The organism is Cerasicoccus sp. TK19100 (assembly GCF_027257155.1).
In the GTDB taxonomy this organism is placed as follows: domain Bacteria; phylum Verrucomicrobiota; class Verrucomicrobiia; order Opitutales; family Cerasicoccaceae; genus Cerasicoccus; species Cerasicoccus fimbriatus.
The window spans coordinates 229,605-254,546 of sequence record NZ_JAPWDU010000003.1 but is presented as its reverse complement, the minus strand read 5'-3'; the positions used below and the strand labels follow the sequence as shown (position 1 = coordinate 254,546).

General features: G+C 58.4%; 20 protein-coding genes and 1 tRNA gene. 13 read left to right on the top strand and 8 right to left on the bottom strand.

What is annotated here, in order from left to right; genetic code table 11:
• Position 1: 1 nt before the first annotated feature.
• The 6 genes from O3S85_RS07660 (at position 2) to atpC (ending at position 5,235) form a co-directional block, all read left to right on the top strand.
• The gene (locus tag O3S85_RS07660; RefSeq protein ID WP_269539337.1) at positions 2 to 400 is read left to right on the top strand and encodes a F0F1 ATP synthase subunit delta; all 399 of its coding nucleotides are present in this window, start codon (positions 2 to 4) and stop codon (positions 398 to 400) included.
• 120 nt (positions 401 to 520) lie between these two features.
• Positions 521 to 2,062 (top strand): F0F1 ATP synthase subunit alpha, encoded by a 1,542-nt coding sequence (atpA, locus tag O3S85_RS07655; protein WP_269539336.1) that lies wholly within the window; start codon positions 521 to 523, stop codon positions 2,060 to 2,062.
• A gap of 21 nt (positions 2,063 to 2,083) precedes the next feature.
• On the top strand, positions 2,084 to 2,437 hold the full coding sequence (locus O3S85_RS07650; RefSeq protein WP_269539335.1) for a four helix bundle protein: 354 nt from the start codon (positions 2,084 to 2,086) through the stop codon (positions 2,435 to 2,437).
• A 52-nt stretch (positions 2,438 to 2,489) separates the two neighbouring features.
• Positions 2,490 to 3,368, top strand: coding sequence for an ATP synthase F1 subunit gamma (atpG, locus tag O3S85_RS07645; RefSeq protein ID WP_269539334.1), 879 nt, complete (start codon positions 2,490 to 2,492; stop codon positions 3,366 to 3,368).
• A 31-nt stretch (positions 3,369 to 3,399) separates the two neighbouring features.
• Positions 3,400 to 4,818, top strand: coding sequence for a F0F1 ATP synthase subunit beta (atpD, locus tag O3S85_RS07640; protein ID WP_269539333.1), 1,419 nt, complete (start codon positions 3,400 to 3,402; stop codon positions 4,816 to 4,818).
• Positions 4,819 to 4,824: 6 nt separating this feature from the next.
• On the top strand, positions 4,825 to 5,235 hold the full coding sequence (atpC, locus tag O3S85_RS07635; RefSeq protein WP_269539332.1) for an ATP synthase F1 subunit epsilon: 411 nt from the start codon (positions 4,825 to 4,827) through the stop codon (positions 5,233 to 5,235).
• Between the two features lie 48 nt (positions 5,236 to 5,283).
• Here atpC and O3S85_RS07630 read toward each other — a convergent pair whose 3' ends face one another.
• On the bottom strand, positions 5,284 to 5,721 hold the full coding sequence (locus O3S85_RS07630) for a hypothetical protein (protein ID WP_269539330.1): 438 nt from the start codon (positions 5,719 to 5,721) through the stop codon (positions 5,284 to 5,286).
• A 291-nt stretch (positions 5,722 to 6,012) separates the two neighbouring features.
• On the opposite strand from O3S85_RS07630, the gene O3S85_RS07625 reads away from it, so the two are divergent.
• On the top strand, positions 6,013 to 6,873 hold the full coding sequence (locus O3S85_RS07625; RefSeq protein ID WP_269539328.1) for a PstS family phosphate ABC transporter substrate-binding protein: 861 nt from the start codon (positions 6,013 to 6,015) through the stop codon (positions 6,871 to 6,873).
• A 28-nt stretch (positions 6,874 to 6,901) separates the two neighbouring features.
• A tRNA-Gly gene (locus tag O3S85_RS07620) sits at positions 6,902 to 6,977 on the top strand.
• A gap of 234 nt (positions 6,978 to 7,211) precedes the next feature.
• Here O3S85_RS07620 and O3S85_RS07615 read toward each other — a convergent pair.
• From O3S85_RS07615 to gcvPB, 3 genes are all read right to left on the bottom strand, one after another.
• Entirely contained in the window at positions 7,212 to 9,506 is a 2,295-nt protein-coding gene (locus tag O3S85_RS07615; protein ID WP_269539326.1) for a right-handed parallel beta-helix repeat-containing protein, read from the bottom strand.
• A 101-nt stretch (positions 9,507 to 9,607) separates the two neighbouring features.
• A complete protein-coding gene (locus O3S85_RS07610) occupies positions 9,608 to 10,447 on the bottom strand; it encodes a hypothetical protein (RefSeq protein ID WP_269539325.1) in 840 nt (279 codons plus the stop codon).
• Positions 10,448 to 10,513: 66 nt separating this feature from the next.
• Positions 10,514 to 13,459 carry an aminomethyl-transferring glycine dehydrogenase subunit GcvPB gene (gene gcvPB / locus O3S85_RS07605; protein WP_269539323.1) on the bottom strand — a complete coding sequence of 982 codons (2,946 nt, stop codon included), beginning with the start codon at positions 13,457 to 13,459 and terminating at the stop codon, positions 10,514 to 10,516.
• Positions 13,460 to 13,722: 263 nt separating this feature from the next.
• Between gcvPB and O3S85_RS07600 the strand changes: the two genes are divergently transcribed.
• Complete coding sequence (locus tag O3S85_RS07600) at positions 13,723 to 16,338, top strand: PEP-CTERM sorting domain-containing protein (RefSeq protein WP_269539322.1); 2,616 nt, start codon at positions 13,723 to 13,725, stop codon at positions 16,336 to 16,338.
• Positions 16,339 to 16,498: 160 nt separating this feature from the next.
• Positions 16,499 to 17,176, top strand: coding sequence for a GntR family transcriptional regulator (locus tag O3S85_RS07595; RefSeq protein WP_269539321.1), 678 nt, complete (start codon positions 16,499 to 16,501; stop codon positions 17,174 to 17,176).
• 12 nt (positions 17,177 to 17,188) lie between these two features.
• On the opposite strand, the gene O3S85_RS07590 is transcribed toward O3S85_RS07595, so the two are convergent.
• Positions 17,189 to 17,428 (bottom strand): DUF2442 domain-containing protein, encoded by a 240-nt coding sequence (locus tag O3S85_RS07590; protein ID WP_269539320.1) that lies wholly within the window; start codon positions 17,426 to 17,428, stop codon positions 17,189 to 17,191.
• Positions 17,412 to 17,645 carry a DUF4160 domain-containing protein gene (locus tag O3S85_RS07585; RefSeq protein ID WP_269539319.1) on the bottom strand — a complete coding sequence of 78 codons (234 nt, stop codon included), beginning with the start codon at positions 17,643 to 17,645 and terminating at the stop codon, positions 17,412 to 17,414. Before O3S85_RS07585 ends, O3S85_RS07590 begins: the two co-directional genes overlap by 17 nt.
• 126 nt (positions 17,646 to 17,771) lie before the next feature.
• On the opposite strand from O3S85_RS07585, the gene O3S85_RS07580 reads away from it, so the two are divergent.
• Both O3S85_RS07580 and O3S85_RS07575 read left to right on the top strand, forming a co-directional pair.
• Positions 17,772 to 19,058 carry a mechanosensitive ion channel family protein gene (locus O3S85_RS07580; RefSeq protein WP_269539317.1) on the top strand — a complete coding sequence of 429 codons (1,287 nt, stop codon included), beginning with the start codon at positions 17,772 to 17,774 and terminating at the stop codon, positions 19,056 to 19,058.
• A 3-nt stretch (positions 19,059 to 19,061) separates the two neighbouring features.
• Positions 19,062 to 20,264 (top strand): helix-turn-helix domain-containing protein, encoded by a 1,203-nt coding sequence (locus tag O3S85_RS07575; protein WP_269539316.1) that lies wholly within the window; start codon positions 19,062 to 19,064, stop codon positions 20,262 to 20,264.
• Positions 20,265 to 20,606: 342 nt separating this feature from the next.
• Here O3S85_RS07575 and O3S85_RS07570 read toward each other — a convergent pair whose 3' ends face one another.
• Positions 20,607 to 21,689 (bottom strand): transporter substrate-binding domain-containing protein, encoded by a 1,083-nt coding sequence (locus O3S85_RS07570; RefSeq protein WP_269539315.1) that lies wholly within the window; start codon positions 21,687 to 21,689, stop codon positions 20,607 to 20,609.
• Between the two features lie 104 nt (positions 21,690 to 21,793).
• On the opposite strand from O3S85_RS07570, the gene O3S85_RS07565 reads away from it, so the two are divergent.
• Positions 21,794 to 22,483 (top strand): VIT1/CCC1 transporter family protein, encoded by a 690-nt coding sequence (locus O3S85_RS07565; protein WP_269539314.1) that lies wholly within the window; start codon positions 21,794 to 21,796, stop codon positions 22,481 to 22,483.
• 644 nt (positions 22,484 to 23,127) lie between these two features.
• Here O3S85_RS07565 and O3S85_RS07560 read toward each other — a convergent pair.
• Entirely contained in the window at positions 23,128 to 24,873 is a 1,746-nt protein-coding gene (locus O3S85_RS07560; protein WP_269539313.1) for an ABC transporter ATP-binding protein, read from the bottom strand.
• Between the last annotated feature and the right edge of the window lie 69 nt (positions 24,874 to 24,942).

Below are 24,942 nucleotides of genomic sequence, written 5' to 3'. Positions count from 1 at the left end.
CATGGCCCAGGACAAACATCTCAAGGACTTCGCCAAGAAGCTCGTCGCCATGTCCCTCGATGCGGATGGCCAGGCGAGCAGCGAACGTGTGTCCGCCGTACTGGAAGCCCTGGCCCAGGAGCCGCCGCGCCAATACAAGCAGCTCCTCAAGCAATACGCCAAATACCTCGAAATTGAAGTCGCCCGAGGCACCGCCAAGGTGGAATTCGCCGGCCCGATGCCAGCCGGTGAGCTGGCCAAGATCGAGCAGCAGTTTACTCAACAATACAACCGCAAGATCGTCGCGACCACGAAGGAAAATCCCAAGTTGATCGCCGGCATCCGCGTTACCGTGGGAGACGATGTCTTCGATGCATCTGTCGCCACCCGCCTCGCTCAACTCGAGCAAAACGTCACCTAGGGAATGCAAAATTCAAAAGGATAAATTCAAAAAAGCATCTGACCGAAGTTTCCCTCCCTCACCAATCTGCCTCACCATTTTTGCATTTAGCATTTATAATTTTTAATTAGAAAGCACCCAATGAGTTCCGTCCTCGAACAGATCCAACAGGAAATCGCCAAGCTCGAAACCAAGACCGTCAAAACCAATGTCGGTAAGATCACGAGCGTTTTCGACGGCGTCGCCAAGCTCGACGGCCTGTCCGGCTGCATGTATAACGAAATGATCGAGTTTCCCGGTGGCGTTTACGGCATCGCACTGAACCTCGAAGAAGACGAAGTCGGCGTCGTTGTCCTCGGTGACTACTCTCACCTGAAGGAAGGCGACGAAGCCAAGGCAACCGGTCGTCTGCTGTCCGTTCCCGTCGGCAAGCCGTTGCTCGGCCGCGTGGTCGACGCCCTTGGCCAAGCCATCGACGGCAAGGGTGCCATCGAGTCCGACACCACTTATCCGGTCGAAAAGATTGCCCCGGGCATCATTCCCCGTAAGTCCGTCGACCAGCCGGTGCAAACCGGTATTATGGCGATTGACGCGATGATTCCGATCGGCCGTGGCCAGCGCGAGCTCATCATTGGTGACCGCGCCACGGGTAAGACCACCATTACGATCGATACGATCATCAACCAGGCCAACATCAACAACCAGCACAAGAAGGAAGACGGAACCTTTGAAGAAGGTTTCCGCCCGATGTATTCCATCTACGTCGCGGTTGGCCAAAAGCAGTCCAATATCGCCCGCACGATCAAGGCCCTGGAAGACTCCGGCGCCATGGAATACTGCACGATCGTTGCTGCTCCGGCTGCTGACAATCCGGCCAACCAATACATTGCTCCGTTCGCTGGTGCCGCCATGGGTGAATACTACATGGAAAATGGCATGGATGCGCTGATCGTTTATGATGACCTTTCCAAGCACGCGGCTTCCTACCGTCAGATCTCTCTGATTCTGAAGCGCCCGGCGGGTCGTGAAGCTTACCCAGGTGACGTTTTCTACCTGCACAGCCGCCTCCTCGAGCGTTCCGCTCGTGTGAACGAAGACAATGGCAACGGCTCGCTCACCGCGCTGCCGATCATTGAAACTCAGGCTGGCGACGTTTCGGCTTACATTCCGACCAACGTGATTTCGATTACCGACGGTCAGGTGTTCCTCGAAACCGACCTCTTCAACCAAGGTATCCGCCCAGCGGTTTCCGTGGGTCTGTCCGTTTCCCGTGTGGGTTCGGCCGCTCAGGTTAAGGCCATGAAGCAGGTTGCCGGTAAGCTGAAGGGTGAGCTCGCCCAGTATCGTGAGCTGGCCGCTTTCGCTCAGTTTGGTTCCGACCTCGACGCGCAAACCAAGTCCATCCTCGAAAAGGGTGACCGCCTCGTGGAGCTCTTCAAGCAGCCGCCGCTCTCGCCCAAGAAGGCTGAAGAGCAGATCGCGCTGATCTGGGCCATGCAGGAAGGTTTCTTCTCGGACATCGAGGTGAAGCGCGTTCGCGACGCTGTTCAGTCCCTGCACGAATTCCTCTCCACTGCCAAGCAGGACGTCCTCGACGCCGTGCGCGGTGGTGGCAAGATCGGCGACGAAGTGGCTGGCAAGCTCAAGTCCGCCGTCGAAGAGTGGAAGCGCAGCTTCAAGTAAATTTAAAATGCAAAATTCAAAATGCAAAAAAGTGAGCGTGATCTCAGCGAGCGTACTTTCCAGTATGCGCGCCGAGTTGTGCGTTTGTTTTCTGCATTGCCGAAATCAACTGTCGCTCAAGTTCTCGGAAAACAGCTGCTTCGCTCTGGCACGTCAGTCGGGGCTAATTACCGAGAAGCGGAGCGTGGTAGATCCAAAGCCGAATTTATCTCAACCATGGGGATTTGCCTTCGCGAGCTGAACGAATCCGAATACTGGCTTCAACTGCTCAATGCTGAAAACATATTTCCCGCCGATAAGCTCGAACCAATCATTGCAGAAACCAAGCAACTGACCGCAATTTTCACGACCATCATAAAGAAATCGAAAGCATAGCTCAGCGTCCTGCTTTTTGAATTTTGCATTTATAATTTTGAATTTTTGATCAATGCCCTCAACCAAGGAAATTCGCGGCCGCATTAAGTCGGTCAAGAACACATCGCAGATTACCCGCGCGATGCAGCTCGTGGCGGCGTCGAAGATGAAGAAGGCGCAGGATGCAGCCACGGCTGGCCGCGCCTATGCCGTGCTGCTCGCTGAGATTCTTGAGTCCGTCGCCGGTCAGGAAATTGCCCAGAATCACCCGCTCTTGCAAAAGCGCGAAGTGAAGCGCCGCGGCATCCTCGTTATCGGCACCGACAAGGGCCTTTGCGGACCGCTCAACGGTAACCTCTTCAAGGAGATCATGGCCATCAAGGACGATGCGGTTTACATCGCCATCGGCAAGAAGGCCACGCAGTTCCTCTCGCGCACCAAGCGCCCGCTGATGGCGGACTTCCCGCTCTCGGACAAGGTGACCTACGCCGAAGTCCGCGCGATTGTGAACTACATGCTCGAGCTCTACGAAGAGGGCAAGATCGACACCATCGAGATCCTTTACAGCGCATTCATCAACACCCTCTTGCAGCAGCCAACGCTGATGCCGATCGTGCCGATGACTGACATCCACGACCTCATTGAGGACGTCAAGAAGCGCAACAAGATCGAGCTATCCGACACCAGCTCGGATGACCGCGAAATGATTTTCGAGCCCAGCCCGAACGAGATTCTCGAAGAGCTGCCGGCTCTCTACGTCAAGCAGCTCATTTTCCAGAGTCTGCTCGGTGCCAAGGCCTCCGAACACAGCGCCCGTATGGTGGCGATGAAGTCGGCGACCGACAACGCCAAGAACCTCGTCAGCGACCTGACCCTCGAATACAATAAAGCCCGCCAGGCTGCTATTACCCAGGAAATTCTGGAAATCGCCGCCGCTACGCAATTCAACTAACTTTAAGAAGAACCCTCACCACATTTGTCCCATGGCTAACATCGGTAAAATCGTCCAAATCCTCGGCGCCGTCGTAGACGTGCAGTTCACAGAGGGCAATGTCCCCGAAATCTTTAACGCACTGCACATCGACTTCACGGTGCAGGGCAAAGAGACCCGCCTGACGATCGAGGTGCAGCAGCACCTGGGTGAAGGCGCTGTCCGCGCGGTTGCGATGAGCTCCACTGAGGGCCTCGTTCGCGGCATGGATGTCACCGACACCGGCAGCCCGATCACCGTTCCCGTTGGTGAGCCCGTTCTGGGCCGCATCTTCAACGTCACCGGCGACACCGTGGACGAGCGCGGACCTTGCGTCACGGAGAAGCGTTACCCGATTCACCGCCAGCCGCCAGCGCTCGTCGACCAAGACGTGGAAGCGAACATCCTTGAGACCGGCATTAAGGTTATCGACCTCATCTGCCCCTTCATTAAAGGTGGTAAGGTTGGCGCTTTCGGTGGTGCTGGTGTTGGTAAGACCGTGGTCATCATGGAGCTCATTAACAACATCGCTAAGGCGCACGGTGGTTACTCCGTGTTCGCTGGTGTGGGTGAGCGTTCCCGCGAAGGTAATGACCTTTACTGGGAAATGTCCGAAGGTGGCGTTATCAACCAAGACGATCTTTCCAAGTCCAAGGTGGCCCTCGTTTACGGTCAGATGAACGAACCGCCCGGCGCACGTATGCGTGTGGCGCTGTCTGGTCTGGCCATGGCCGAATACTTCCGTGACGAAAAGAACCAGGACGTGCTCCTGTTCGTCGACAACATCTTCCGCTTCTCGCAGGCCGGTTCCGAGGTGTCCGCGCTGCTCGGTCGCTCGCCGTCTGCGGTGGGTTACCAGCCGACGCTGGCTCAGGAAATGGGCATCCTCCAGGAGCGTATTACCTCCACCAAGAAGGGTTCGATTACGTCCTTCCAAGCCGTTTACGTTCCGGCGGACGACTTGACTGACCCGGCTCCGGCGAACACCTTTGCTCACCTGGACTCCACCATCGTTCTTGAGCGCCGTATTGCCGAGCTCGGCATTTACCCGGCGGTTGACCCGCTGGCATCGGTGTCCAACGCGTTGGCTCCGGACATCGTGGGCGAAGAGCACTTCGCAGTGGCCCGTGGCGTTCAGCAGGTGTTGCAGCGCTACAAGGACCTGCAGGACATCATCGCGATTCTCGGCCTCGACGAGCTTTCCGAAGAAGACAAGCAAGTCGTCTTCCGCGCTCGTAAGATCCAGAAGTTCCTGTCTCAGCCGTTCCACGTGGCGGAAATCTTCACTGGCTTCCCCGGCGTTTACGTTCCGGTTGCCGAAACCATCAAGGGCTTCAAGATGATCCTCGATGGTGAGCTCGACCACGTGAACGAAAATGACTTTTACATGAAGGCCGGCATCGACTCCGTCCTCGAAAAGGCGAAGGCCTAAGCTCACATGGCTCTTAAACTCGAAATCGTCACGCCCGAAAAGATCGTCTACAGCAAGTCGGTCGATGAGGTGGTCCTGCCGACCAAGCAGGGCGAAATCGACATCCTGCCCGGGCACCAACCGCTCTTGACTGTTGTCGAAGGCGGCGAAGTGACCGCAAAAGGTGGTTCCGTTGAACACCTCGCCATTGACCAGGGCTTTGCCCGTGTGCAGAACGACACGATCTCCATCCTAACCGAAGCCGCCATCGACATCGAGAAGATCGATATCAACCTGGTGGAAGAGGCGCAGAAGCGTGCGGAGGCAGCCCTGCAGAAGGCCAAGGACGAGAATGTCGACCCGGCGCAGATCGAAGAACTCGAGCGCGTGGTCCGCTTCGCAGTTATTCAAAAGCTGGCGAAAAAGAAGAACTACTAGTTGCTTCGCCAATCTCTTTGCTAAAAGCGATCCAGGAATGGGTCGCTTTTATTTTGCATTGGTCCAGTGCTTGCGGAAGAGCATTGCCTCTGGACCTGTCAGGATAATCCGTTCTTCGGGTAGGTGGATGTTGATCTCTTGACCGCCGAGATTGCTGCTCACGCAGTTGGGGTGCTTTCCGGCGTATTGGATGGCATGAATCATCTTTTTCAGATGGTCGCGCGGGGGAACGAGTGTCAGCAGCAGACAATACCAGATAGTGAATGCGAGGATGCAGCCTGCTATGATTGAGAGAGCCCAAAAGGTAAATGATCGGCCGGTTAAGCTAAAGCCCATTAGCATGGCGGCCAGAGCTGGAATTAGCGAGGCCATCACGGCGCATGTGCTGGCTAAAATGAGGCCACGTCGCTCATTTTTATCCGCCAGTTTCTCCAGGTCATGCTCCAGTTCGTCTAAATCTCCGCTTCGGCTATGGTTTGTTGGCATGCTCATTTCCTTTAATGCTAGATTAATTATCACAGAAGGATGGATCGCTGGCCATGTAAAGTTGAAATGATACAAATGAGGGTTTATGCTTATGATGGGATGCGGTTATCGTTCATTTTGGTTGTGCTATTGGACTACGCTCAAATGACGTTCGATCTTGCTGATCTTTTTAACGCTTTGACCGTGATGGCTAAAGTGAGGGAACTTTTGAGGTTACAATGGGTCATGCACTTGAGAATTACATTGATAGCTGCTCCAGGGCGCTTTTAACTCCCTGTCAAATCTCCGGTTATGCGAAATTTTATCCCTTTCATCGCCCTGCTGACGCCACTCTGCTCAATGGCTGAGTGGACGGTGGTGGGCTCCGACCTGCTAGCTCCCGCCGTTCTGCCCGTCGTTGAGGGATACGCTCAGCATAACGACCTGAGCATAAGCACGGAATTTATCGGCTCTGTCCCCGGCAAAGAGAACCTCAAAAGCGGTGATGCAGATCTAGCCGTGCTTGCCGCACCGGATGAGACGCACTTGCCGGATAGCACGAAATTCAAGGCTATCCCCATCGCCTACGAGGTAGCCTACATTGTGGTGGAGAAGTTCAATCCACTTACGGAGATTTCCACTTCTCAGCTGGCCGGTATTTACGGGGCTTCCCAGGAGAAGTTTAACCGCTGGGGCGAACTCAACCTACAGGGGCCGATCGCTCAGCGCTCCATCCTGCCACTGGCTCTGGATAACGATGGAACGATCGTGCTGGAGCTTTTCAAATTTGAGGTGCTCAACAGCGGATCGCTTAAGGCTAATGTGAACCGCGTAAACAACAACCTGCAGTTAATGGAGATGATTGCCAGCGACAGCGGCTCGATCGGCATCTCCAACCAAGTCCTCCTTGGGGAGAAGGTGCGAGCGCTGTCGGTATCCGGTGATGACGAGTTTGCATTCGGCCCAACTCCGGAAAATGTGCACTATGGGGAGTATCCGCTGCGTTTGAGCTATTACTTGGTTTTTCCGATTAACAAACAGGCAGAATTAAAACCACTTTTGCGCAGTTTACTGGGCGATGATCTTGCGGAACGCCTTGATGATGAGGGATTTGTTCCACTTCCAGAAAATGTTCGAAAAAGAATGCTCGTAGAGCTTGACAAAGGCTCTTGAAGCAGCACTATTTTGCACTTTCTCAAATGCGAGCGTAGCTCAGTTGGTAGAGCACCACCTTGCCAAGGTGGATGTCGAGAGTTCGAACCTCTTCGCTCGCTCCAATTTCAAAACCTCCGGTGGACATTCCCCGGAGGTTTTATTTTGTCCGCGAAGAGTTGAGAACTCCAAGAGCTTGTCGAAGGCTGGAGATGGACTGTCACCACTTATGTAGACGCCGCGACGCCTTGAGGCCTCAGGTAACCTTTCCTCGCTCGAATAAAAAACCTCCGGTTGGTATCGCCGGAGGTTCCGTTTTGCCCAGAAGGGCCGAACTGTCTGTCGAATCGCTGCTGGTATTACTTGCGCGACCACTTAGCCGGTGGGGCGGGGACGTTGGCACCAGCGTTCATCATTGGGCCGCCGGGCTTGCGACGGTAGTCGCCGTTGGCCGGGTCGATGAAGAGCTCGGCCGGGTCGCTGACGACCATGCTATCCGTGCCCGCGACGTTGGTGTCGGTCTCGTGCAGGTAGACGTTGCCCTCCACAACGCCAGGAAATGGTGCACGAAGGCGCGAAAGCACGTTGTTGCGGGCCACGAGACCCTCTGGCCGACTAGCGCCACTCTGAACGAAGATAGCGGTATACCAGTTGGCTTCGGTGTCAGAGTTGATGAACGTATTGTTTTCGAAAGTGATGTCCTTGATGTGTGTTCCGCCAACTTTGCCTGATTGCCACATGGCGACGCTAATGGCGTTGCGATGCTGGCTGTCGACCACGTTATTGCGGAAGGTGATGCGTTCGGCGCTGCGGTTGATCGGGATTACGTTCTGCACGTAGTTGCCTTCGAAGAGAATGTCCCGGCAGCCCTCGTAGAAGTTGAGGCCGGAGGAGTGCATGCCGTAGTGGTTGAGCACCACGTTGTTCTTGAGCACGCCTTGCTTGGCTTCGTAGTGGCGGATGCCGGAGCCGGAGTTGTAGTCTACGCGGGTGTTGAGCAGCTTATAGCCCGTAATGCGGTTCACATAAATGCCAACCGTCCAGCCCGGGCAGTGGTGCACGTAGCAGTTTTCAACCGTCACGTTGTCACTGTGGTTGAGGCTGATGCCGGACTGGCCGCTCATGAAGCGCACCTCGCAGTCGGCGATGCGGATGTGGCTTGGGCGTGCGTCGCCGCTGCCATTAACGGCCACACCGCCCTTGCCGCCGGCATAGCGCTGCATGAGAAAGCCGCGCACTTCGATGTGCTCGGAGGCGCTGTTAATGGACAAAGCAGTGGTCAGAACGGGGTAGCCGATATTGATCGGCTGGCCATTTTCGAGGGTTTCTGGCAGCAGGAAAATACGGGTCTTGCCGCCATCGGCCGGCTCCAGGGCCCACTCACCCGGCAGGCTGATAAACTTGGGCGAATTGAAGAAGGCGTATTGCGTGGTCTTGTAGGTCGTCGAGGTAAAGTGAGGCACGTAGAGGCGGTGCGAGTCCGGATCGAAACGCCGCGCGGGTGCGAAGTAAACGTGGTTATTGCCGCCATGCACACCGACGAACATCCCGTTATACCAATCGGCATCCTTCTGCGTGAGGCGCTCGGGGTCCTCAATGACGGAGGTCACGTCGTGCTCGACTATATTGACGCCCTGGGGAGAGTAGGCCGCGAGTTGCTCTAGCTTGGTCCACTTTTTGTCTGTGCCGGGGGCGCGCAGTTGGAAAGTGATCTGGTTGGCGGTGATGTTTTTATCCAGCTTGAAGCGCTGCATGTCGGACTTTTCCGGATCGATCTTGGCCACATAAACTTCCTTACCGTCGGCATAGAAGGCGACCGATTCGGGTGGTTCATTGGACTTCGGGCGGTGGAGCTTTACGCCGATCTCGGCAATGGTTTCCGGCTGAGCCAAATCCAGTGCGACCTCGCCGCCGTTGAATGGCTCGATAACCGGCGCGGCCCCGTTATTGGTAATGCCGATGATGGGGAGGCTGCGGTTGCCCTTGGAACCCTCGGGGTAGTAAATCTTATGCGGATAACTGTCGCTGAGTGCGATGGGCGACGAGTAGAAATCGTGTGGCATATCGGGGAAAAACTCGTCGCTGGGCTTCGGCATTTGGGCGATAGGCAGCACGCGCTTTTCGCCATCGATCAGGAAGAGGCGCTGCCAGGGGGCCTGGCGAGCGGGGTTTCCGTCGCGGTGCAGGATGAATTTGTCCTGCGTGAAGTTGCTGGTCAGGTCCATGTCCACATCGGCAAACATGATATCCCGCCACTTCGGGTTGCCGTCGACCTGATCCGCGGACGTGACCTTCTTCCAGCCGGTAATCATGGTGGCACCGTCGAGGATGGCCGGGCCCTCGCCGTAGTTGCCCGCGGAGTTGCCGTCGAACACGATGGGCTGCCCCTCGGCACCTTTTAGGTCGCGGAAGTAAATTTCGCCCTGGTATTGCACGCCACCTTTGAAGGTAACGATGTCGCCAGGCTTTAGCTCGGCGGCCTTGGGGTTGCCGGTGGCGTTCTTATCGCCGGGGCTGTGCTTCCAGGCAGACTGCGGAGATGTGCCGTCTGCCGTGTCGGAGCCGCCGGTGTAGTCGATGTAATAATTCGCGGCAAACGTGTTAGTCGATAGGGCCAGCAATAGGCCCAACAAGGGGAGTGGGGAACGTTTCATGATGCAAAGCTTTGATCGAAGCTTTGCAATATTCAAGCCTAACTCGTTTTTCTCTTTGACTTTCGGCCATTCGGGTGCCGCGCTTGGTTTGTCGGCGACCGCTACTGCGGCAGGTCGATGCCGAGGCGCTCGGCGGTGTCGAGTGCCCGTTCCCATCTTAAGCTGATAGTTTCTTCAACGGGTATGTCATTGGGTGGCTCCAGTCCATAAGCCAATACGCGAACTTTTAAATAGGCTATGGTTTCTGGTCGATGTCCGCTGATCCGCATGAAAAACCACGAGCCCGGGATTAAGGGTGTCACTCTTCCTTGATCATACTCGTCATTGGAGGGTGCCAGGCTGGCTTGTTCAAACTCATCATTCTTGCTGGGAATCGCTGTGCCGAAGAAACCGCTGAATCGATGTCTTCTCAATATCAGGTCCGATCCGGATTCGCGAGACGTGTCGTTGCGGTCTGCATCTGGCGGTATTTGTGTTAGCCGGTAATCGTGGCGTATGGACTCTGGCGTTGAGCGGTAAGTGTACGTTTTAATGCTGCGCTCAACATCAGGGCCGGTGAGTTCGCGGCCTCGCTTGGTGTTGCGAATGATTTCCAGTGTGACATAGCGCTTGCGATAAAGCGTTACCGTGTTGTTGGGAAAGGTGCTGGTGACAACGAAGCCATCGTCGGTATACTTGAGCCTCATATCTGTCTCTGCATATCCCTCGCTGTAAAGCGTCACTGTGTAATAATCCGGCGGAAGGTCAGCTAGATCGATCGACCAGGGGCCAGGCAGTATTCGCGCGATGTCGTGTGGTGTCCCGTTGGGCCCGGTGAAGAGGACGATTACTTCCTGATCTTCGCCGCCTTCAAGCGCGATATCAAAATCTTGAATGAGTATTTCGTTGGCCGCACTGAGGGTGAGTGCAGCCAATAGAAAAAGAGTACAGCGAAAAATCATTACGAATGCATATTACTACATCCGTTTTGATTTTCCACTTAATTTTAGAGACCTGATCGTGTGCCGCTAGGCCGTCACGCAGCAGCCGGTGACGCGCTCGAAAATCTCGTCCACCGGCATCTCGGCGATGACGCGCGGGGAAAGGCGGTTTTCGTGCAGACTGGGGAGGCCGGTCAGCGGGGCGGAGAGCGTTAGTTGGCGGTTGGCGGAGACTTCGTCCACGCGGTCCACCGGCGTGAAGCGCGGCGCGGTGTTGAGCGCGTCCGGGTGCTGCTCGATGACGTCCTTGATGCGGATCACGGCGTCGGCAAAGCGGTCGAGCTCGGCCTGCGTGTAGCTTTCCGTAGGTTCGATCATCAGGCCAAACTGCTCGGGCCAGGCGACGGTCGGCGCGTGGAACCCGAAGTCGAGGAAGAGCTTGCCCACGCGGGTGATCGCCAGGGCGCGGGGCACGCCGGCGGCTTCGAGGCGCTTGAAGTCGTCTTCGCTCAGGGTGAGGATGAACTCGTGCATGCGCGGGGCGTTGGGGGCACCGGCGGGCAGCGTCGGGTAGCGCTCGCGCAGACGGCTGAGCAGGTAGCGCGAGGCCAGAACGGACATCGCGGACATGCGGCGGACACCGTCTTTGCCGAGGCGCAGCAGGTAAGTGTAGGCGCGGATTTTATGCGCGAAATTGCCCCAATGGCGGTGGAATGAGCCGATGCTGTGCTTAGGCTTAACCGGGACGAATTGCTCGCCTTGCTTTTCGATCTGATAGCCGGGCAGGAAGTCGATCAGGCGGGAGGAGACGGCCACCATGGCGTCGCCCGGGCCACCACCACCATGTGGAATGGTCCAGGTTTTGTGTAGGTTGTTGTGGACGGCGTCGACGCCGAGCTTGTCGAGGTCGAGCCAGCCGGCGATGGCGTTCATGTTGGCACCGTCCATGTAGACGAGGCCACCGGCCGCGTGCACCTTGTCGGCGACGAGTTTAAAGTCGGTCTCGAACAGGCCGCAGGTGTTGGGGTTGGTGATCATCACCCCGCAAAGGCGGTCGCCATATTCGGCGAGTTTCTTGTCGAAATCTTCCATGTCGATGCGGCCGTCTTCGCCGTCTTCGAGCAGGACGATACCGCGCATCTTGCCGTCGATCTTGCCCGTGGCCAGGCCGGCCATGGATGCCGTGGCGAAATTCGTGCCGTGGGCGCTGCGGGGGATCAGCACCACGTCGCGGTGCTCCTCGCCAGCGTGGCGGTGGTAGGCCTGGAAAAGCTTCAGGCCGACGAGCTCACCCTGGGCGCCCGCGACCGGTTGCGTGGTCACGGCGGGGAGGCCGGTGATGGCCTTGAACCACTCCTGCACATCGTAAAGCACTTCGAGGCAGCCCTGCATGTCGGCGTGTGGGGCCTGCGGGTGGGCGTCGGTAAAGCCGGTCAGCCCGGCGGCCCACTCGTTGAGCGCGGGGTTGTATTTCATCGTGCAGGAGCCGAGCGGATAGCAGGCGTCATCCGGAGAGACGTTTAACTCGCCGAGTTGTTGATAATAACCCTGCAATTGCTCCTGGGAAAAGGCCGGGATGCCGGGTGCCTCGGTGCGCAGGAGCGCGGCGGGGACCTCGGGAATGGCGGAGTCGGACTCGCCGCCGACCAGCGCGGCCAGCTTGGCGACATCCTCATCGCTCTGGCGGTCGGTGAAGCTCAGCTTGACCAACTGGCGGCCGTCGTTGATGCGGCTGCTTACGTTGACACCGGCCCAGAGACCGGACTCGCGGCCCTTTTCAATGAAGGCTTCGGCGTTGTTCACGACGATGGTTACCTCGTTCAGGCAGCTCGCGTTCGGGAAGGCCAACTGCGCGCTGCAGGAGGCGACAAACTTCGCGGCCAGCTCGCGGCTCTTGGCCAGCATGGCACCAAGACCGGCGTCACCACGCGCAATCAGCGAGGCACCGGCGATGGTTGAAATAAACGCCTGGTTTGAGCAAATGTTCGACGTGGCCTTGTCCTTGCGGATGTGCTGCTCACGGGTGGACATGACCATTACGCAACAGTCTCGGCCGGCCTCGTCCTTAGCCTGGCCAACGAAGCGACCTGGCGTCGAGCGGACGTGGTTTTTAACTTCGTCGTTGTGGCGCACGCCAAACAAGCCGAGGCCCGGCCCGCCGAAGTTGGGGCCGATGGCGAGGTGCTGCGCTTCGCCCACGAGGATGTCTGCGCCCTTTTGGCCGTATTGGCTGGGTGGCTTGAGCCCGCCGTCGGCGAGCAAAATCGGGTCAATCACGGCAATCGCCAGCGCGCCCGCGGCCTGGATGGCGTCGGTCAGCGCATCGACGTCTTCCAGCAGGCCGAGGTTGTTGACCTGTGGGAACGCGACGGCGGCCAGAGAGCTGCCCAAAGCCTCAGCGCGCGAGCGGACCATGTCGGCATCGAGCAGGCCGGTGGCAGGGTTGGGCGCGATGTAGTCGACCTTGATGTCCGTCTCCGGCAGGAGCGTTTCGAGCACCTCGATGTCGCCCGGGTAGAGGTTGCCCGCGACGAGGACGGTGTCCGCCTTGCGCGCGATGCGCAGGGAGCAGCAAATGGCCTCAAAGAGCGCCGTGGCGCGGTCGTAAAGGGAGGAATTTATTGCCTCAAATCCGGTCAGCGAGGTGAGGGCGCATTGGTAGATCCAGTGCGTGATGAGCGTGCCTTGGCTGCGCTCTGGCTGGTAGGGGGTGTAGGCCGTGGCGAGATTGCGAATCGTGCAAACATAGGGCGCGATGGGGTCCACGGAGTAGTCCGGCAGGCCGTCACCGATGAAGTTGGCGCGGATGGTATTCTTGTCCGCCAGGCCCTGCATTTTGGTCTGCGTTTCGGCGTAGCCCAGCTCGTCCGGCAGCGCGAGTTCGCCGTCCTGAAAGGCCTCGGCGGGTATGTGGTTATAGAGGTCGCGGAGTGTTTTCAGGCCGATTTTCTCCAGCATGGCGCTGGTGTCGGCGTCCCCGGCGGGGATGTAGTGGCGGGCGGATTCGCGTGGATTGTCGCTCAAATAAGACATGAAATGTAGGTCGTTGGAAAATTGTCGGATCGTCTGACAATCTTACAATACAGATAGCGCTCTTTTTCAAGTCAAAGAACACGGAAAGTCACGGATCCGATGATGGCGGTAATTGGACGCCTCATTTTGCGCAAATGCGGATAAAATCACGTTGTTGAGGATGGATTGGAATAAAAAATGAATTGATTCGCTCATCTCATGTCTTTGGAATACTGGCACTTGCCTCTATTCTGTTATGATGTAATAACACTATATTTGCCACTATGATACGCATTCCGCGCTTCACCTGTGCCGCCATGCTGGGGGCGGCCTCCCTTGCGCCCGTTTGGGCCGATACCACGGTCAACGTTTCCACCTACGCCCAATTGGTCAACGCCGTGAACAATGCCGGCGGGCAGCCGCCGGACAACGGCCAATACACGATTCAGTTCACGCAAGATTTGATCTATGACGGAACCTCGGCCACGAATTTGTTTACGCTGACCAAGGACGGATCGCCTTTGGTGATTGATGGCGGCGGCTTTAGCCTGGACATGCAATCGGCCGACCGGGCGTTTTTCGTCGTGGGCGGGAGCGTGACGATCCAAAATATGGAAATCGCCAACGCCGTCGCCAAGGGCGGTAGCTCCAATGACCGGGCCGGTGGCGGCATGGGCGCGGGAGGCGCGATCTTTGTTGCCGATGGCGGGTCCATCAGCAATGGCGGCTACTGGACGCCCACTGCGCTCACTTTGCGGGATGTCTCGTTTACCAATAACCAGGCGCAGGGAGGCAATTCCTCCTACACGACAGACTCCGGCGGTGGGGGAGGTGGCGGCCTCGGCGGTGATGGCGGAACCAGTTATGGCAACGGCTTTTTAGAGGCTGGCTCAGCCGGTGGCGGCGGTGGCGTCGGTCTCGGCGGAGCCGGTGGCAGCGCCTACGATGGCGGGGCCAATGATGGCGGAGTGGGTGATTTCCTGACTGCCGGTTACGCTGGCTCCAGCACGGGTGGCCAAAGCGGCGGCCTCAATGGCGGCGGCGGTGGTGCCTATTATGATGACGAATTTCTGAGCAGCGGCGATGGTGCCGGTGGCGGTGGTGGCGTCGGTGGCCAGGATGCTTTCTGGTCAGACGAGGAAGCCTACGGCGGCGCTGGCGGCTGGGGCGGCGGTGGCGGTGGTGCCGGTAAAGGCAGTCAGGCTGGCGCTGGCGGTTTCGGCGGTGGTGGTGGCGCGGCTTCGGCGGCATTCGCTGGCAATGGTGGTTTTGGCGGTGGTGGCGGTGGCGCCAATGGCTCGGACTTTGCCGGAGAGGGCGGCTTTGGCGCCGGTGATGGTGGTGAAGATTCCGGCGGCGGTGGCCTGGGCGCGGGTGGTGCCGTCTATGCCATGAAGGGCGTTTCCGTCACCATTGATGGCGTTACTTTTAACAACAACTCGGCGGTCGGCGGCACTTCTAATGGCGATGCGGGCATGGCCATTGGTAACGACCTCTTTCTTGGCAGCGATGTGGTCTTCAACATCGACGGCGGGGAAACGCTCACCTTTGGCGACAACAGCCTGGGGGGCGCCGGTTTCGCTGGCGCTGGCGATGACTCCAATGACGACGCCAAGGGCCGGTTGACTGTCCAGGGCGGCGGCGAAATGGTCATCCAAGGCTCCCAGTCATACGCTGGTACAACGTTTGTCAACGGCAGCACCGTTACGCTCGCTGCCGGCTCGACAAGCACGACCAGCGATTACCAGGTCTACGGAAGCGGGGCGACGCTGAACATCGCGCAAACCAGCCAAAACATCGCGCCGATTACTCAAAGTGCGGGCACGGTGAACATCACCGGATCGGGCAACACGATCATTGCCAATCAATACACGCCCTCGGCGATCACGGATGTGCTGGGCCTGAGTGGAGGCGTCTTTAACATCGATGGCGACAACACGACTGTCGACGGCACGGTTCAGATTTCCGGGGCAACGGTAAATGTGAATGCGCAAAATGTGTCCTTCACGCAACTGGTGACGCTCGTGAGCGGCATGCTTGAAACCAGCGAACCGGTCACGATGGACGGCCTTACGATGCAGGGCGGCCAAGCGAGATTTAACCATGCCTTGACGCTAAATGGCAACCTGCTGATCCTGGGCGGTGATTTCCGGCACAATGGCAAATTTAACCCCAGTGGCTCGAGCACCGTGACGATATCTGGCGGCAAGGCTACCTTTATCGGCGGTGACAATGGCGGCACGCATCAATACACCACTGGCTTCGACTCACTGGCGGAGTTTAGCGGCAACTTCGAGAATTCCTCATTCGTCGCCAACGCCAGCTTTCTGGGCAGTGCGCCTACCTTGCGGTTCGTCGGTGCGAGTGCCTTGCCCAGTCTGGAGACTGTGGCGAACAGCATCACCGTCTTCGACGGGGCAACGCTGGATCTCCACATGAACGGCGACGTGGGTGAAATTTATTCCGCGGTCATCACCAACGATTTGGCCATTTATGAAGGGGCCATCATCGTCATCGATCTTTACAGCAACTCGACGATCCCGATCAGCATGGGCGCGCCGACGGGCACGCTGGATTTCTGGGGCACTTCGGGTACCATTACCATTCGCCTGGACGAGTTTGGCGACACGCTCGCTCCGGGTGAGCCGAAAACTTATACCATTATTGGGTCCGTTGAAAATCTGGATCTGAACGGCGCGGTGAGCGTCCTGTCGCGGTTGGTCTTTGACCCGGGTGAGAACACCGGCTTGACGGGTATCTTCTCCGGCCTCGATCCAAACGACAGCAACTACTACGATCTGGAAATCACCCTAACGAACAACGTCCCCGAGCCAGCCCACTACGCGCTCATGGCGGGCGCTGCGGTGCTCGGCCTGATGGTGCGGCGTCGCCGTCGCTGAGGTCGGCTCAATCGTCTGACAATCTTACAATATTGACTAACATCTGCCTTTCTGGCGGATATAGGTTTGAAGGTGCGAAAGTTCAGAGGTTCGAAAGTTGGCTTCGCTCAAGCTACCTGAACCTTCGAACTTTCAAACCATTCGAACCTTCGAACGTCACATGTCCTTCAAACCCGCAGCATTGTCCGATCAGCTCTATGCCGAGCTCAAGCGCCGCATCCTGCATTGCGAGCTGCCGCCCGGTGCGCGGCTGATTGAGAAGACGCTTTGTGAAGAGCTGGAGGTGTCGCGCGCGTCATTGCGGGAAGCGCTGAACCGCTTGTCTGGCGAGCGGCTGGTTATTTTAAAGACGAATTGCGGGTTCAGCGTCGCGCCGCTGACCGAGGAGTCGTTCCGCAATATCTGCGAGCTGCGCCGTGTGCTGGAGAGCCAGGCCGCCGCGCTGGCCGCCGAGCGCGCCACGGCGCAGGATATCGAAGACATGTGCCGCGCCGCCACGGTGCCGGTCGAGCTGGACGACCCCGACGGCGGGCGCGTTTACTGCGAGGCCAACCGCGCCTTCCACGCCTCGGTCGCCGCGAGTATCGACAACCTGCTGCTCGAAGAGGCGATTCTCTCCGCGCTCGATAAAGACCAGCAGCCAATTTACTACGGCATCGATTTGGGCGTCTGCACGAGCCCGGCCGAAGTTTCCACCGAGCACCTGGCGATCGTCGACGCCATCACCGCACGCGACGCCACCCGTGCCCGTCAGCTCATGTGGGACCACATCGGCAACAAAGAAGACCGCATCCTCGACGCCCTCCGCAGCGGCCGCCGCGAAGTGGTGGGGGTATAGCGAATACAGCGGCTATTTACGCTGCCCGTAATTGCCTTCAAACAGTCCTCGAAACGACAGATCTTCGTCCAAGTCCGGCCAATGCAGCCCAAACGGAGACAGCTCGATGTTATTGAGCTGCACCTCGGTTCCCTGCTCCAGGCGTGGATTGCCCTTGATGGGGAACTTCACCTCCACGCCACTCTCCATCACGACAGTCACGTATCCGTTGGCAAAGGCTGCCGCTTTAGCTTTGTCAACCAATGTGCTCATTCCACTTTTGAACAATAAGAGATTTGTTGTCCGACGCAAGCTTCTCGGCTTTGGAAAGTTCCTTTACTTTTAAGCCTACGGATTCTCTTAAGGTTACTTCATCTGCAATGATGAAAACCGCTTCACCGTCCCCGTAGCGAACGTGGACATGAATCGGGTGGTGGTCGTTACTGTAGAAGAAAAACAGGAACCCGTCTTGCTCAAAGACTCGCGGCATGAGGAATGTTTTAATCTATCACAGTGGAATTAAACTACCAATTGCGAAAGACCGCTCGCAGATGTTGGTTTATGCCACGTGCGCCTTGACGCTGGTCAGGAAAATGCTTCCCATGGAGGCATGTTGATGCATCGGCATTTTTGGGCTGGCGCGTGGTTGTTGCTTTTGTGGGCCGCCGGTTCGGTGGCGTTTGCCGCGGGTAAGGACACCAGCGGCGGAAGCCAGTCGAATAACTCGCTTGCGACGAAGGTTGTCCAGCAGAATACGGCTGAGGGCGACGCCGCGCAAACCGAGCCCACGCCAGCGGATGTGCCTGAGAGCGCGGTTCCTGCCGCCACGCCGGATGCGGCCACCCCGGCTTCCAGCCAGCCCGCGGAGACCAACCCGGCGACGGATGCCCCGGCCAAACCGGAAGCCGCGCCGGACAACGCAAGCACTGCGGCTCCCGCCGCCACGTCAACGACAACTCCTGCGGCTCCCGCCACCACGGCAGCGGCACCGGCTGCCAAACCGAAGACCCCCGACCAGCCCGACGCGATTGACAACGCCGCGAGTGACGTGGCCAAGGTCGTGACCGGCAAGGAGTCCGTCCAGCACGAGGCGAACAAATACGAGACCATCACCAAGCAGGCCTTTGAGAAATACGGGCCGGGCTCGATTGAGGCGCTGGCCATTGCGCTGATCGGATTCCTGATTGCACGACTGGTGCGCGCGCTCTTTATCAAATTTGGTGCGGCGCGTGAGTGGGATGAAGCCATCACCGAATACCTGGCGCTGGTGATCTTCATCAGCATCATGACGATGTTCCTCATCTCGGCGCTCAAGGCGCTGGGCTTCCCGGTCAACTCGATGCTGGCCTCGTTTGGGATCACGGGCGTCATCATCGGCCTGGGCGTTCGCGCGCAGCTCAACAACTACTTTGCCGGGGTGGCGATGCTCGCGGCACGCCCCTTTCACAAGGGCGACTTGATCGAGTTTGGCCCGCCGTTTCAGATCGGCATCGTGCAGAATGTTTACATGTCGAGCACCGTGCTCGATACGCTGGACAACGTGCGCATCGTCGTGCCCAACGGCGTGCTCTGGCGTAACATGATCAAGAATTATTCCAGCAATCAGGAGCGCACGATCCGGTTCGATTTAACCATCGACCCTACGCTGGAGCTGGCCTGGGTGCGCGATTTGGCCTCGCAGGTCTTGGTCGCCAATGAGCACATTTTGCAAAACCCGGCGCCCGAGCTGGACGTCGCGGAGGTCACCCCCGATGGCGTGCGCTCGGTGCTCAAGGCCAAGTGCCGCGCCAACGCGGTGCAGGTGTTTGCGCAACTCGTGGAGGACCTGCGGCAGGCGTTTGCCGAAGCGGGGATGAACGTGAAACTGCCCGCCAAGGGCGTGAAGCTGAAGGTGGAGGAGTAGGCCATGGCGCAAGACAAAGAAGACAGCCCGCAGACATTCACCACAGCCGAGGCGGCTCAGCGCCTGGGCGTCAGCATTGCCAAGCTCTACCAGTTTATCACCGCCGGCCGCATCAAGCCCAAGGTCCACCGCAACGAAGTAACGTTGAATGCGTCCGATGTGGATGCGCTCTTCGATGAGCTTGCCGCTAACCGCGATACCTACGTGGGTGCGCTGGAAGCTTTGCATCACAAAGTCTGTACCGGCTTGTCCGAACCCTTAGGCCACACCGAAGACGCCAAGCTGGAAGTCGGCATGCTCGTCAACGACCTCTTTCGCCGCATGGCGCGCGACGCGTGGGACAGCCTGGCCCTGCGCATCGACAAAGAGGGCCAGCGCGCCGAGCTGATCTACAACATCGGCGGTGAAACGCATTTGCTCGAAAAGCTCGAAGTAAAGCTCGGCCAGGAAATCGCCGCCAGTCTTTGCGAAACGGCGTCGTTGAACACGGAGGCAACGGCCGCGCGCTCGGCCTTTACCTTTTCCGCTGATGGCGTGCAAACGCGGTTCCACGCCGCGCATGCGGTGGCGGTGGATAGCGAGCGTGTGCACATCATTCGCTTTGAGCAGGATCACCCGGAGTTTGATCGCATCTGGAAGCTGCCCGATGACCAGCGCGCGAAGCTGGAAGAAACGTTGGCCACGCCGGGCGGACTCTACCTGATGTCCACGCCGCGCGACTTACCGGGGGCCTTCCACGTGCTGTCGCTGGCGCGTCGACTTTGCCCGGAGCAACGCGCGGGCGTGCTGATCTCCAAGCACGAAACGCTGCGCCGCGAAGGCTTCCTGACGGAGATTGTTTATGGCGATGGCGAGGAGCAGCCTTCACTCGACGAGGCCTTGAAAACCGTGTTTGCACTCGATGCATCGGTGGCGGTATTCACGGATGTATCGTCCGTCGAGCAGGCGCGCGCCGTGCTGGAAATGTCGGCCGCCGGTGTGCCCACGGTGGCGTTTTTGCCGGGATCGAGCCTCGCGGAATCCATCGGTGCCTGGCGTGGTTGGGGCATCGGCGCGGCGGCCCTCGCACGCGAAGTGCGCATCGGAATCGAGCGTCGCGGCTCATCGCATGGGCTGAGCTACCGTTTACTTTGCGATACAAAGCAACTGCCGGCAGCGCTCGCGGCGGAGAATGCCATCGACGCTGTCGAGGCGCTGATGGAGTAGGTTCAATCGAATGACATATGCTATTCGATTTGTAAACCTATAGCCCAACGGGCTAATCCTTAGTAGCGAGGGGCAGCGCCCCTCGTAGAGTAAGTATAGGATATCCAAGGCTGAAGGCCTTGTCCTAAGCGAAGGATGCCCGTGTCTTTAGGACAAGCCTTCCAGGCTTGAGACTTAAGATTTGCATTCTCAAGGGGCGTTGCCCCTCGCTACTAAGTAGCAGCCTTCCAGGCTGCCATCGAATTACAATCGCCTTGCATACCCGCCCTCGGCGAGGGATTTCAAAACGGGAAGACCGGAAAGCAGATTGAAACTCCCCGATCTTCCTGTTTTAGACTACCGTTATTGCGCCGCGCGATACTTGGCCAGAATCGCGTCCCACGCTGGTGTCTGGATAAACTCCAAGAGGGCCAGGTCGATCTCGCGCTGATGCTCGCTGTCGAGCGGCATGGCCAGGGCAAGGTAGCTGGGCTCGAAGGTGTCGCGCAGCACATCCACATCGCCCGCGAAGTCTTTGCCCGCCCAATAGCCGATGATGGCGTGGTCGTTGACGAAGGCGCCGATGGCTTCGTCGTCCACGGCCTGGAGGCCTTCCTGCACGCTATTGTAATAAGTAGGATTCACACCGATGGACTTCAAATACCCGTCGGCGACGGAGCTTTGGATCGTGCCGACCTCGACCTTGTGCAGGTCTTGCGGGCCTTTGACGCGCGGGGTCAGCGAGCCGACGGTGAGGGCTGTGGCGATGGCCCCCGTCATGCCGGAAATGATGATGATCGAGGTGAACATCCAGACCAGGCCAACGACGCGCCCGGCTGGCGTTGCCGGTGCTTTATCACCGTAGCCTACGGTGGTCATCGTCACCGCCGACCACCAGAATGCCGCGCCGAGGCCATGCATTGGCTTGCCGCCAAAGTGCTCGGGGTTGCGCTTGCGTTCAAAGACCCACACGAGTGCGCCGGCGATCAGCAGCACCACAATCAGCGCGAAGAGAGCTTTGAGGAAATTCCACGTAAACAACCGCGAGAAGAGCTGCGACCAGATGTCGGTGCGCTGGTAGGAGGTGGCGATGCCGAGCGCCGAGCCGTAATACGTGTGGGTGAAATCCATGATCTGCGCGCGCTCCGCCGTTACGGAAATCGCTGCGGCACCGATATCGGCCTTGCCCGAGGAAACCGAGCGCAGGACGCCCTCCAGCGAGTCTTCGGTCAGCTCGTAATCGTAGCCGAGCTTCTTGGCAATGGCGTCCCACATCTCGATCGTGATGCCGGTCCACTCGCCGCTGGGGTCCTTAAAGGCAAAGGGCGGGGCATCCTTGGTGGCGACGATAAGCTTCTTCTTTTCGGCTGGCGCGGGTGCCTCGTCTTGGGCAAAGAGGCCAGTGCAAACAATCAGGCAGGTGATTAAAATAAGTAGCTGCTTCATAGGTTGGTCGTTGCGTTTCTAATAACACGCTTGTGGGAAATCGCGTTGGTGTCAAACGCGCTCAAACGGCTTGCCAGTTCCGAGGGCACGCATTTGATGAAGCCATGCCCTCTCCGGAAATGCATCGTAGTGATCGAATTGGCTGGTTGCGCGCCGCCGTGCTTGGTGCCAACGACGGCATTTTATCGACCGCGAGCATCGTCGTGGGTGTGGCCTCGGCCAACAGCAGCCGCGAGGCGATTTTGGTGGCGGGCCTGGCGGCCATGGTAGCGGGCGCGATGTCGATGGCGGCGGGCGAGTATGTCTCCGTTTTTTCGCAGGCCGACACCGAGCAGGCGGACCTGGAGCTCGAAAAACGCGAGCTGGCGATCCACCCCGCCGAGGAGATGTCGGAGCTGGCTCAAATCTACGAAAAGCGCGGTCTTGATAAAGAGTTGGCCATGAAAGTCGCGCGCCAACTGATGGCAAAGGACGCACTCGGCGCGCATGCGCGGGACGAGCTTGGCATCACCGATCTTGCCACGGCGCGGCCCTTGCAGGCGGCCTTTTCTTCGGCGGCAGCATTTGCCGCCGGCGCGTTGGCCCCGCTGCTCACGGCGTTCATCGCCCAAGGGCAGGCGTTGGTCTGGGTGGTGTCCGTGGTGTCGTTGATCAGCTTGGCGATGCTGGGTGGCATCGCGGCCAAGGCGGGCGGCGCGCCGGTGGGCCGCGCTGCGCTGCGGGTGACGTTTTGGGGCGCACTGGCGATGATTGTCACCGGCGTCATCGGCCATTGGTTTGGCGTGAGCGGGTAGCTACTTGAGTCGTGGAAAATATCTGAGTCGTGGAAAGGGTAGCGCAGGCGCGTCTCGCGCCGCAGGCAGTGGCAGTGAGTCGAATCTGTTCGTAACTGGCACCTTGGCGCAACCCGCATGGGAGAACCGACTGCCCAGCTGGCCATGATGATTCGCCGTCGTTGCGCTTAAGCCGAACACCCCGCAGCGGGTGATGCAAAAAAGCCTAATGAGGCTTTTCGAAAACAACACTGGTGGTGTTAGGGCAACAACAGTGCCTATGTTGAGGCAACAACAGTAGTGTTGTTGGAGTAACACAGCATGCTTCTTTTTCAAAAAACAGCACTAGGCTTTTCCAAAAAGAAGCATGGGGTTTTTCTAAAAAGCAGCACTAGTCTTTTTCGGAGTAGGCCGGGTAGGTTTCAGGTTATGGGCAGCGTGACGTTTTTTTACCGCGGAAAGCGCCTAGACGGTTTGGTGGTTGCGCGAGATCGAGGTAGCGCGGACCGTCTCGGTCCGCAAGCAGTGGCAAATGAGTCGAATCAGTTCGTTAAATCGGTTTAGCGCAAGGCGCGTCGCGTGAACCTTCTATTGCAATTCCTCAATCCTTGCGGACCGTCTCGGTCCGCGCCACCTTTTCAACTACAATGCAAGATGTGGGGAACCTACCGCTCCTGCATGGATAGCAGGTCGGCAAAGGCGCCACCCTTCTTCGTAGAGAGCTCCTTGTAAGGACCCATTTCGACGACTTGGCCCTGGTTGAGGACCACGATGAGGTCGGCCTTGCGGACGGTGCTCAGGCGGTGGGCGATGGTGATCGTGGTGCGGTTCTGGGCGACGCGTTCCAATGCCTCCTGCACGATGTGCTCGCTCTCGTTGTCGAGCGCGCTGGTGGCCTCGTCGAGGATCAGCAGCACCGGGTCGCGCAGCACGGCGCGGGCGATGGCGATGCGCTGGCGTTGTCCGCCGGAGAGCGCGACGCCGCGTTCGCCGACTTTGGTTTCCAAGCCCTGCGGCATATCTTGAATAAAGTCCCACGCGTTGGCGACCTTGGCGGCGTGAACGACCTCCTCGTGCGTGGCGCTTGGCTTGGCGAAGCGCAAATTATCCGCCACGGAGCCCGAGATGAGCAAGTTGTCCTGCATGACGATCGCGCAGTGGCGGCGGAACCAGCGGATGGCCAGCTCTTCCTGCGGAATGCCGTCGACGCGGATTTCGCCCTCGGTCGGGGGATACAAGCCGAGGATCAGGTTGACCATGGTGCTCTTACCCGAGCCGCTGGAGCCGACAAAGGCCACGTGCTGGCCGGGCTTGATCTTGAGATTCATGTCGCGAATCGCGTAGCGCTCGGCGCGGTCGTATTTAAAGGAGACGTTGTTCAGCTCGATGTTGGCGCGCAGTGGCTCGGGCTTTTCCTGGCCCTTCCAGTGCTCGACGTAGCCGGAGTCCACCAGCTCCTTGATCGAGCGGTAGGCTTCCTGGCCCTGCATGTATTGCAGGTTAAACTGCGCCAGCACCTGCGCCGGCGCTAAAATGACCGGCAGTGAGCCGACCATGGCCACCAGCGCGCCGAGGGTCAGCTGGTCATGCAGCACGAGGATCGAGCCCATTGCCACCGCAAGGATTTCGATGGTCGCGAACATGGAAAACACTACCCAGCCAAAGGTCTGGTTGAGCTCCATTTGCGTGCGGCGGCGGTCGGCGTAGTTGCCGCTGATCGAGCCCATGTTTTCCTCGACGGGCTTTTCCTGGCCGAAGCCACGGACCAGTCGGATGGCGGAGATAAATTCGTTGGCATGGCCGGTCAGTTTTTCCCGGGCCCGGCGGACGCGCTCGTTGGACAAGCGCAGGCGCTTCATGAAGACCACGCGCGTGATGATCACCGGTGGCAAGGCCAGTGAGATAAACAGCAGCAGCCACGGGTTCATGAAGCCGAGCGCCGTGATCAGCAGCGCCGAGCGGAATAGCTCGGGGATCACGGTGGAGACCATTGGCACGAGCGCCATTTCCACGTTTTGCGTGTCGAAGGCGTATTTGGAGAGCAGTCGCCCGGTCTGAGTGCTGTCCAGGAAGCCAAAGTGCATCCACTGCAGCTTGGCAAAGATGCGGCCGCGCATGGAATTGGTCAACGCCTGGGAGTTGCCCGAGAGCTGACGGACGGCCTTGACCATGGCAAAGATATGGACGCACAGCAGGCTCAGGGAGACGCTGGCCAATTGCAGGCAGAGCATCAGATCTTTGCCGCCCAGGCCCTTGTCGATCACCTGCTGAGTGATCAGGGGAAATGGCACAACGGCAACGACACTCAAGATGCGCCAGAAGAGATAGTTTTTGAAAAGCCCTTTGCTTTTCCACATGAGGTCGCGCAGGTCGCGGCCCTCAAACGGGTTAGATAGGTCGAATTTACTCATTGAGGATGGCGAGACGAACGGCGAATCGCGCACGGTGGTTGGACCGTAGTTATTAAAATGCCTTGTATA

Bases quoted from the DNA above. Each gene is read 5' to 3' on its own strand.
- O3S85_RS07615 (WP_269539326.1), bottom strand. From the start codon at position 9,506: ATGAAACGTTCCCCACTCCCCTTGTTGGGCCTATTGCTGGCCCTATCG.
- O3S85_RS07595 (WP_269539321.1), top strand. From the start codon at position 16,499: ATGTCCTTCAAACCCGCAGCATTGTCCGATCAGCTCTATGCCGAGCTC.
- O3S85_RS07590 (WP_269539320.1), bottom strand. From the start codon at position 17,428: ATGAGCACATTGGTTGACAAAGCTAAAGCGGCAGCCTTTGCCAACGGA.
- O3S85_RS07600 (WP_269539322.1), top strand. From the start codon at position 13,723: ATGATACGCATTCCGCGCTTCACCTGTGCCGCCATGCTGGGGGCGGCC.
- atpA (WP_269539336.1), top strand. From the start codon at position 521: ATGAGTTCCGTCCTCGAACAGATCCAACAGGAAATCGCCAAGCTCGAA.
- O3S85_RS07660 (WP_269539337.1), top strand. From the start codon at position 2: ATGGCCCAGGACAAACATCTCAAGGACTTCGCCAAGAAGCTCGTCGCC.
- O3S85_RS07585 (WP_269539319.1), bottom strand. From the start codon at position 17,645: ATGCCGCGAGTCTTTGAGCAAGACGGGTTCCTGTTTTTCTTCTACAGT.
- O3S85_RS07630 (WP_269539330.1), bottom strand. From the start codon at position 5,721: ATGCCAACAAACCATAGCCGAAGCGGAGATTTAGACGAACTGGAGCAT.
- atpC (WP_269539332.1), top strand. From the start codon at position 4,825: ATGGCTCTTAAACTCGAAATCGTCACGCCCGAAAAGATCGTCTACAGC.
- O3S85_RS07580 (WP_269539317.1), top strand. From the start codon at position 17,772: ATGCATCGGCATTTTTGGGCTGGCGCGTGGTTGTTGCTTTTGTGGGCC.
- gcvPB (WP_269539323.1), bottom strand. From the start codon at position 13,459: ATGTCTTATTTGAGCGACAATCCACGCGAATCCGCCCGCCACTACATC.
- O3S85_RS07610 (WP_269539325.1), bottom strand. From the start codon at position 10,447: ATGATTTTTCGCTGTACTCTTTTTCTATTGGCTGCACTCACCCTCAGT.
- O3S85_RS07565 (WP_269539314.1), top strand. From the start codon at position 21,794: ATGCCCTCTCCGGAAATGCATCGTAGTGATCGAATTGGCTGGTTGCGC.
- O3S85_RS07560 (WP_269539313.1), bottom strand. From the start codon at position 24,873: ATGAGTAAATTCGACCTATCTAACCCGTTTGAGGGCCGCGACCTGCGC.
- O3S85_RS07575 (WP_269539316.1), top strand. From the start codon at position 19,062: ATGGCGCAAGACAAAGAAGACAGCCCGCAGACATTCACCACAGCCGAG.
- O3S85_RS07650 (WP_269539335.1), top strand. From the start codon at position 2,084: ATGCAAAAAAGTGAGCGTGATCTCAGCGAGCGTACTTTCCAGTATGCG.
- atpD (WP_269539333.1), top strand. From the start codon at position 3,400: ATGGCTAACATCGGTAAAATCGTCCAAATCCTCGGCGCCGTCGTAGAC.
- O3S85_RS07625 (WP_269539328.1), top strand. From the start codon at position 6,013: ATGCGAAATTTTATCCCTTTCATCGCCCTGCTGACGCCACTCTGCTCA.
- O3S85_RS07570 (WP_269539315.1), bottom strand. From the start codon at position 21,689: ATGAAGCAGCTACTTATTTTAATCACCTGCCTGATTGTTTGCACTGGC.
- atpG (WP_269539334.1), top strand. From the start codon at position 2,490: ATGCCCTCAACCAAGGAAATTCGCGGCCGCATTAAGTCGGTCAAGAAC.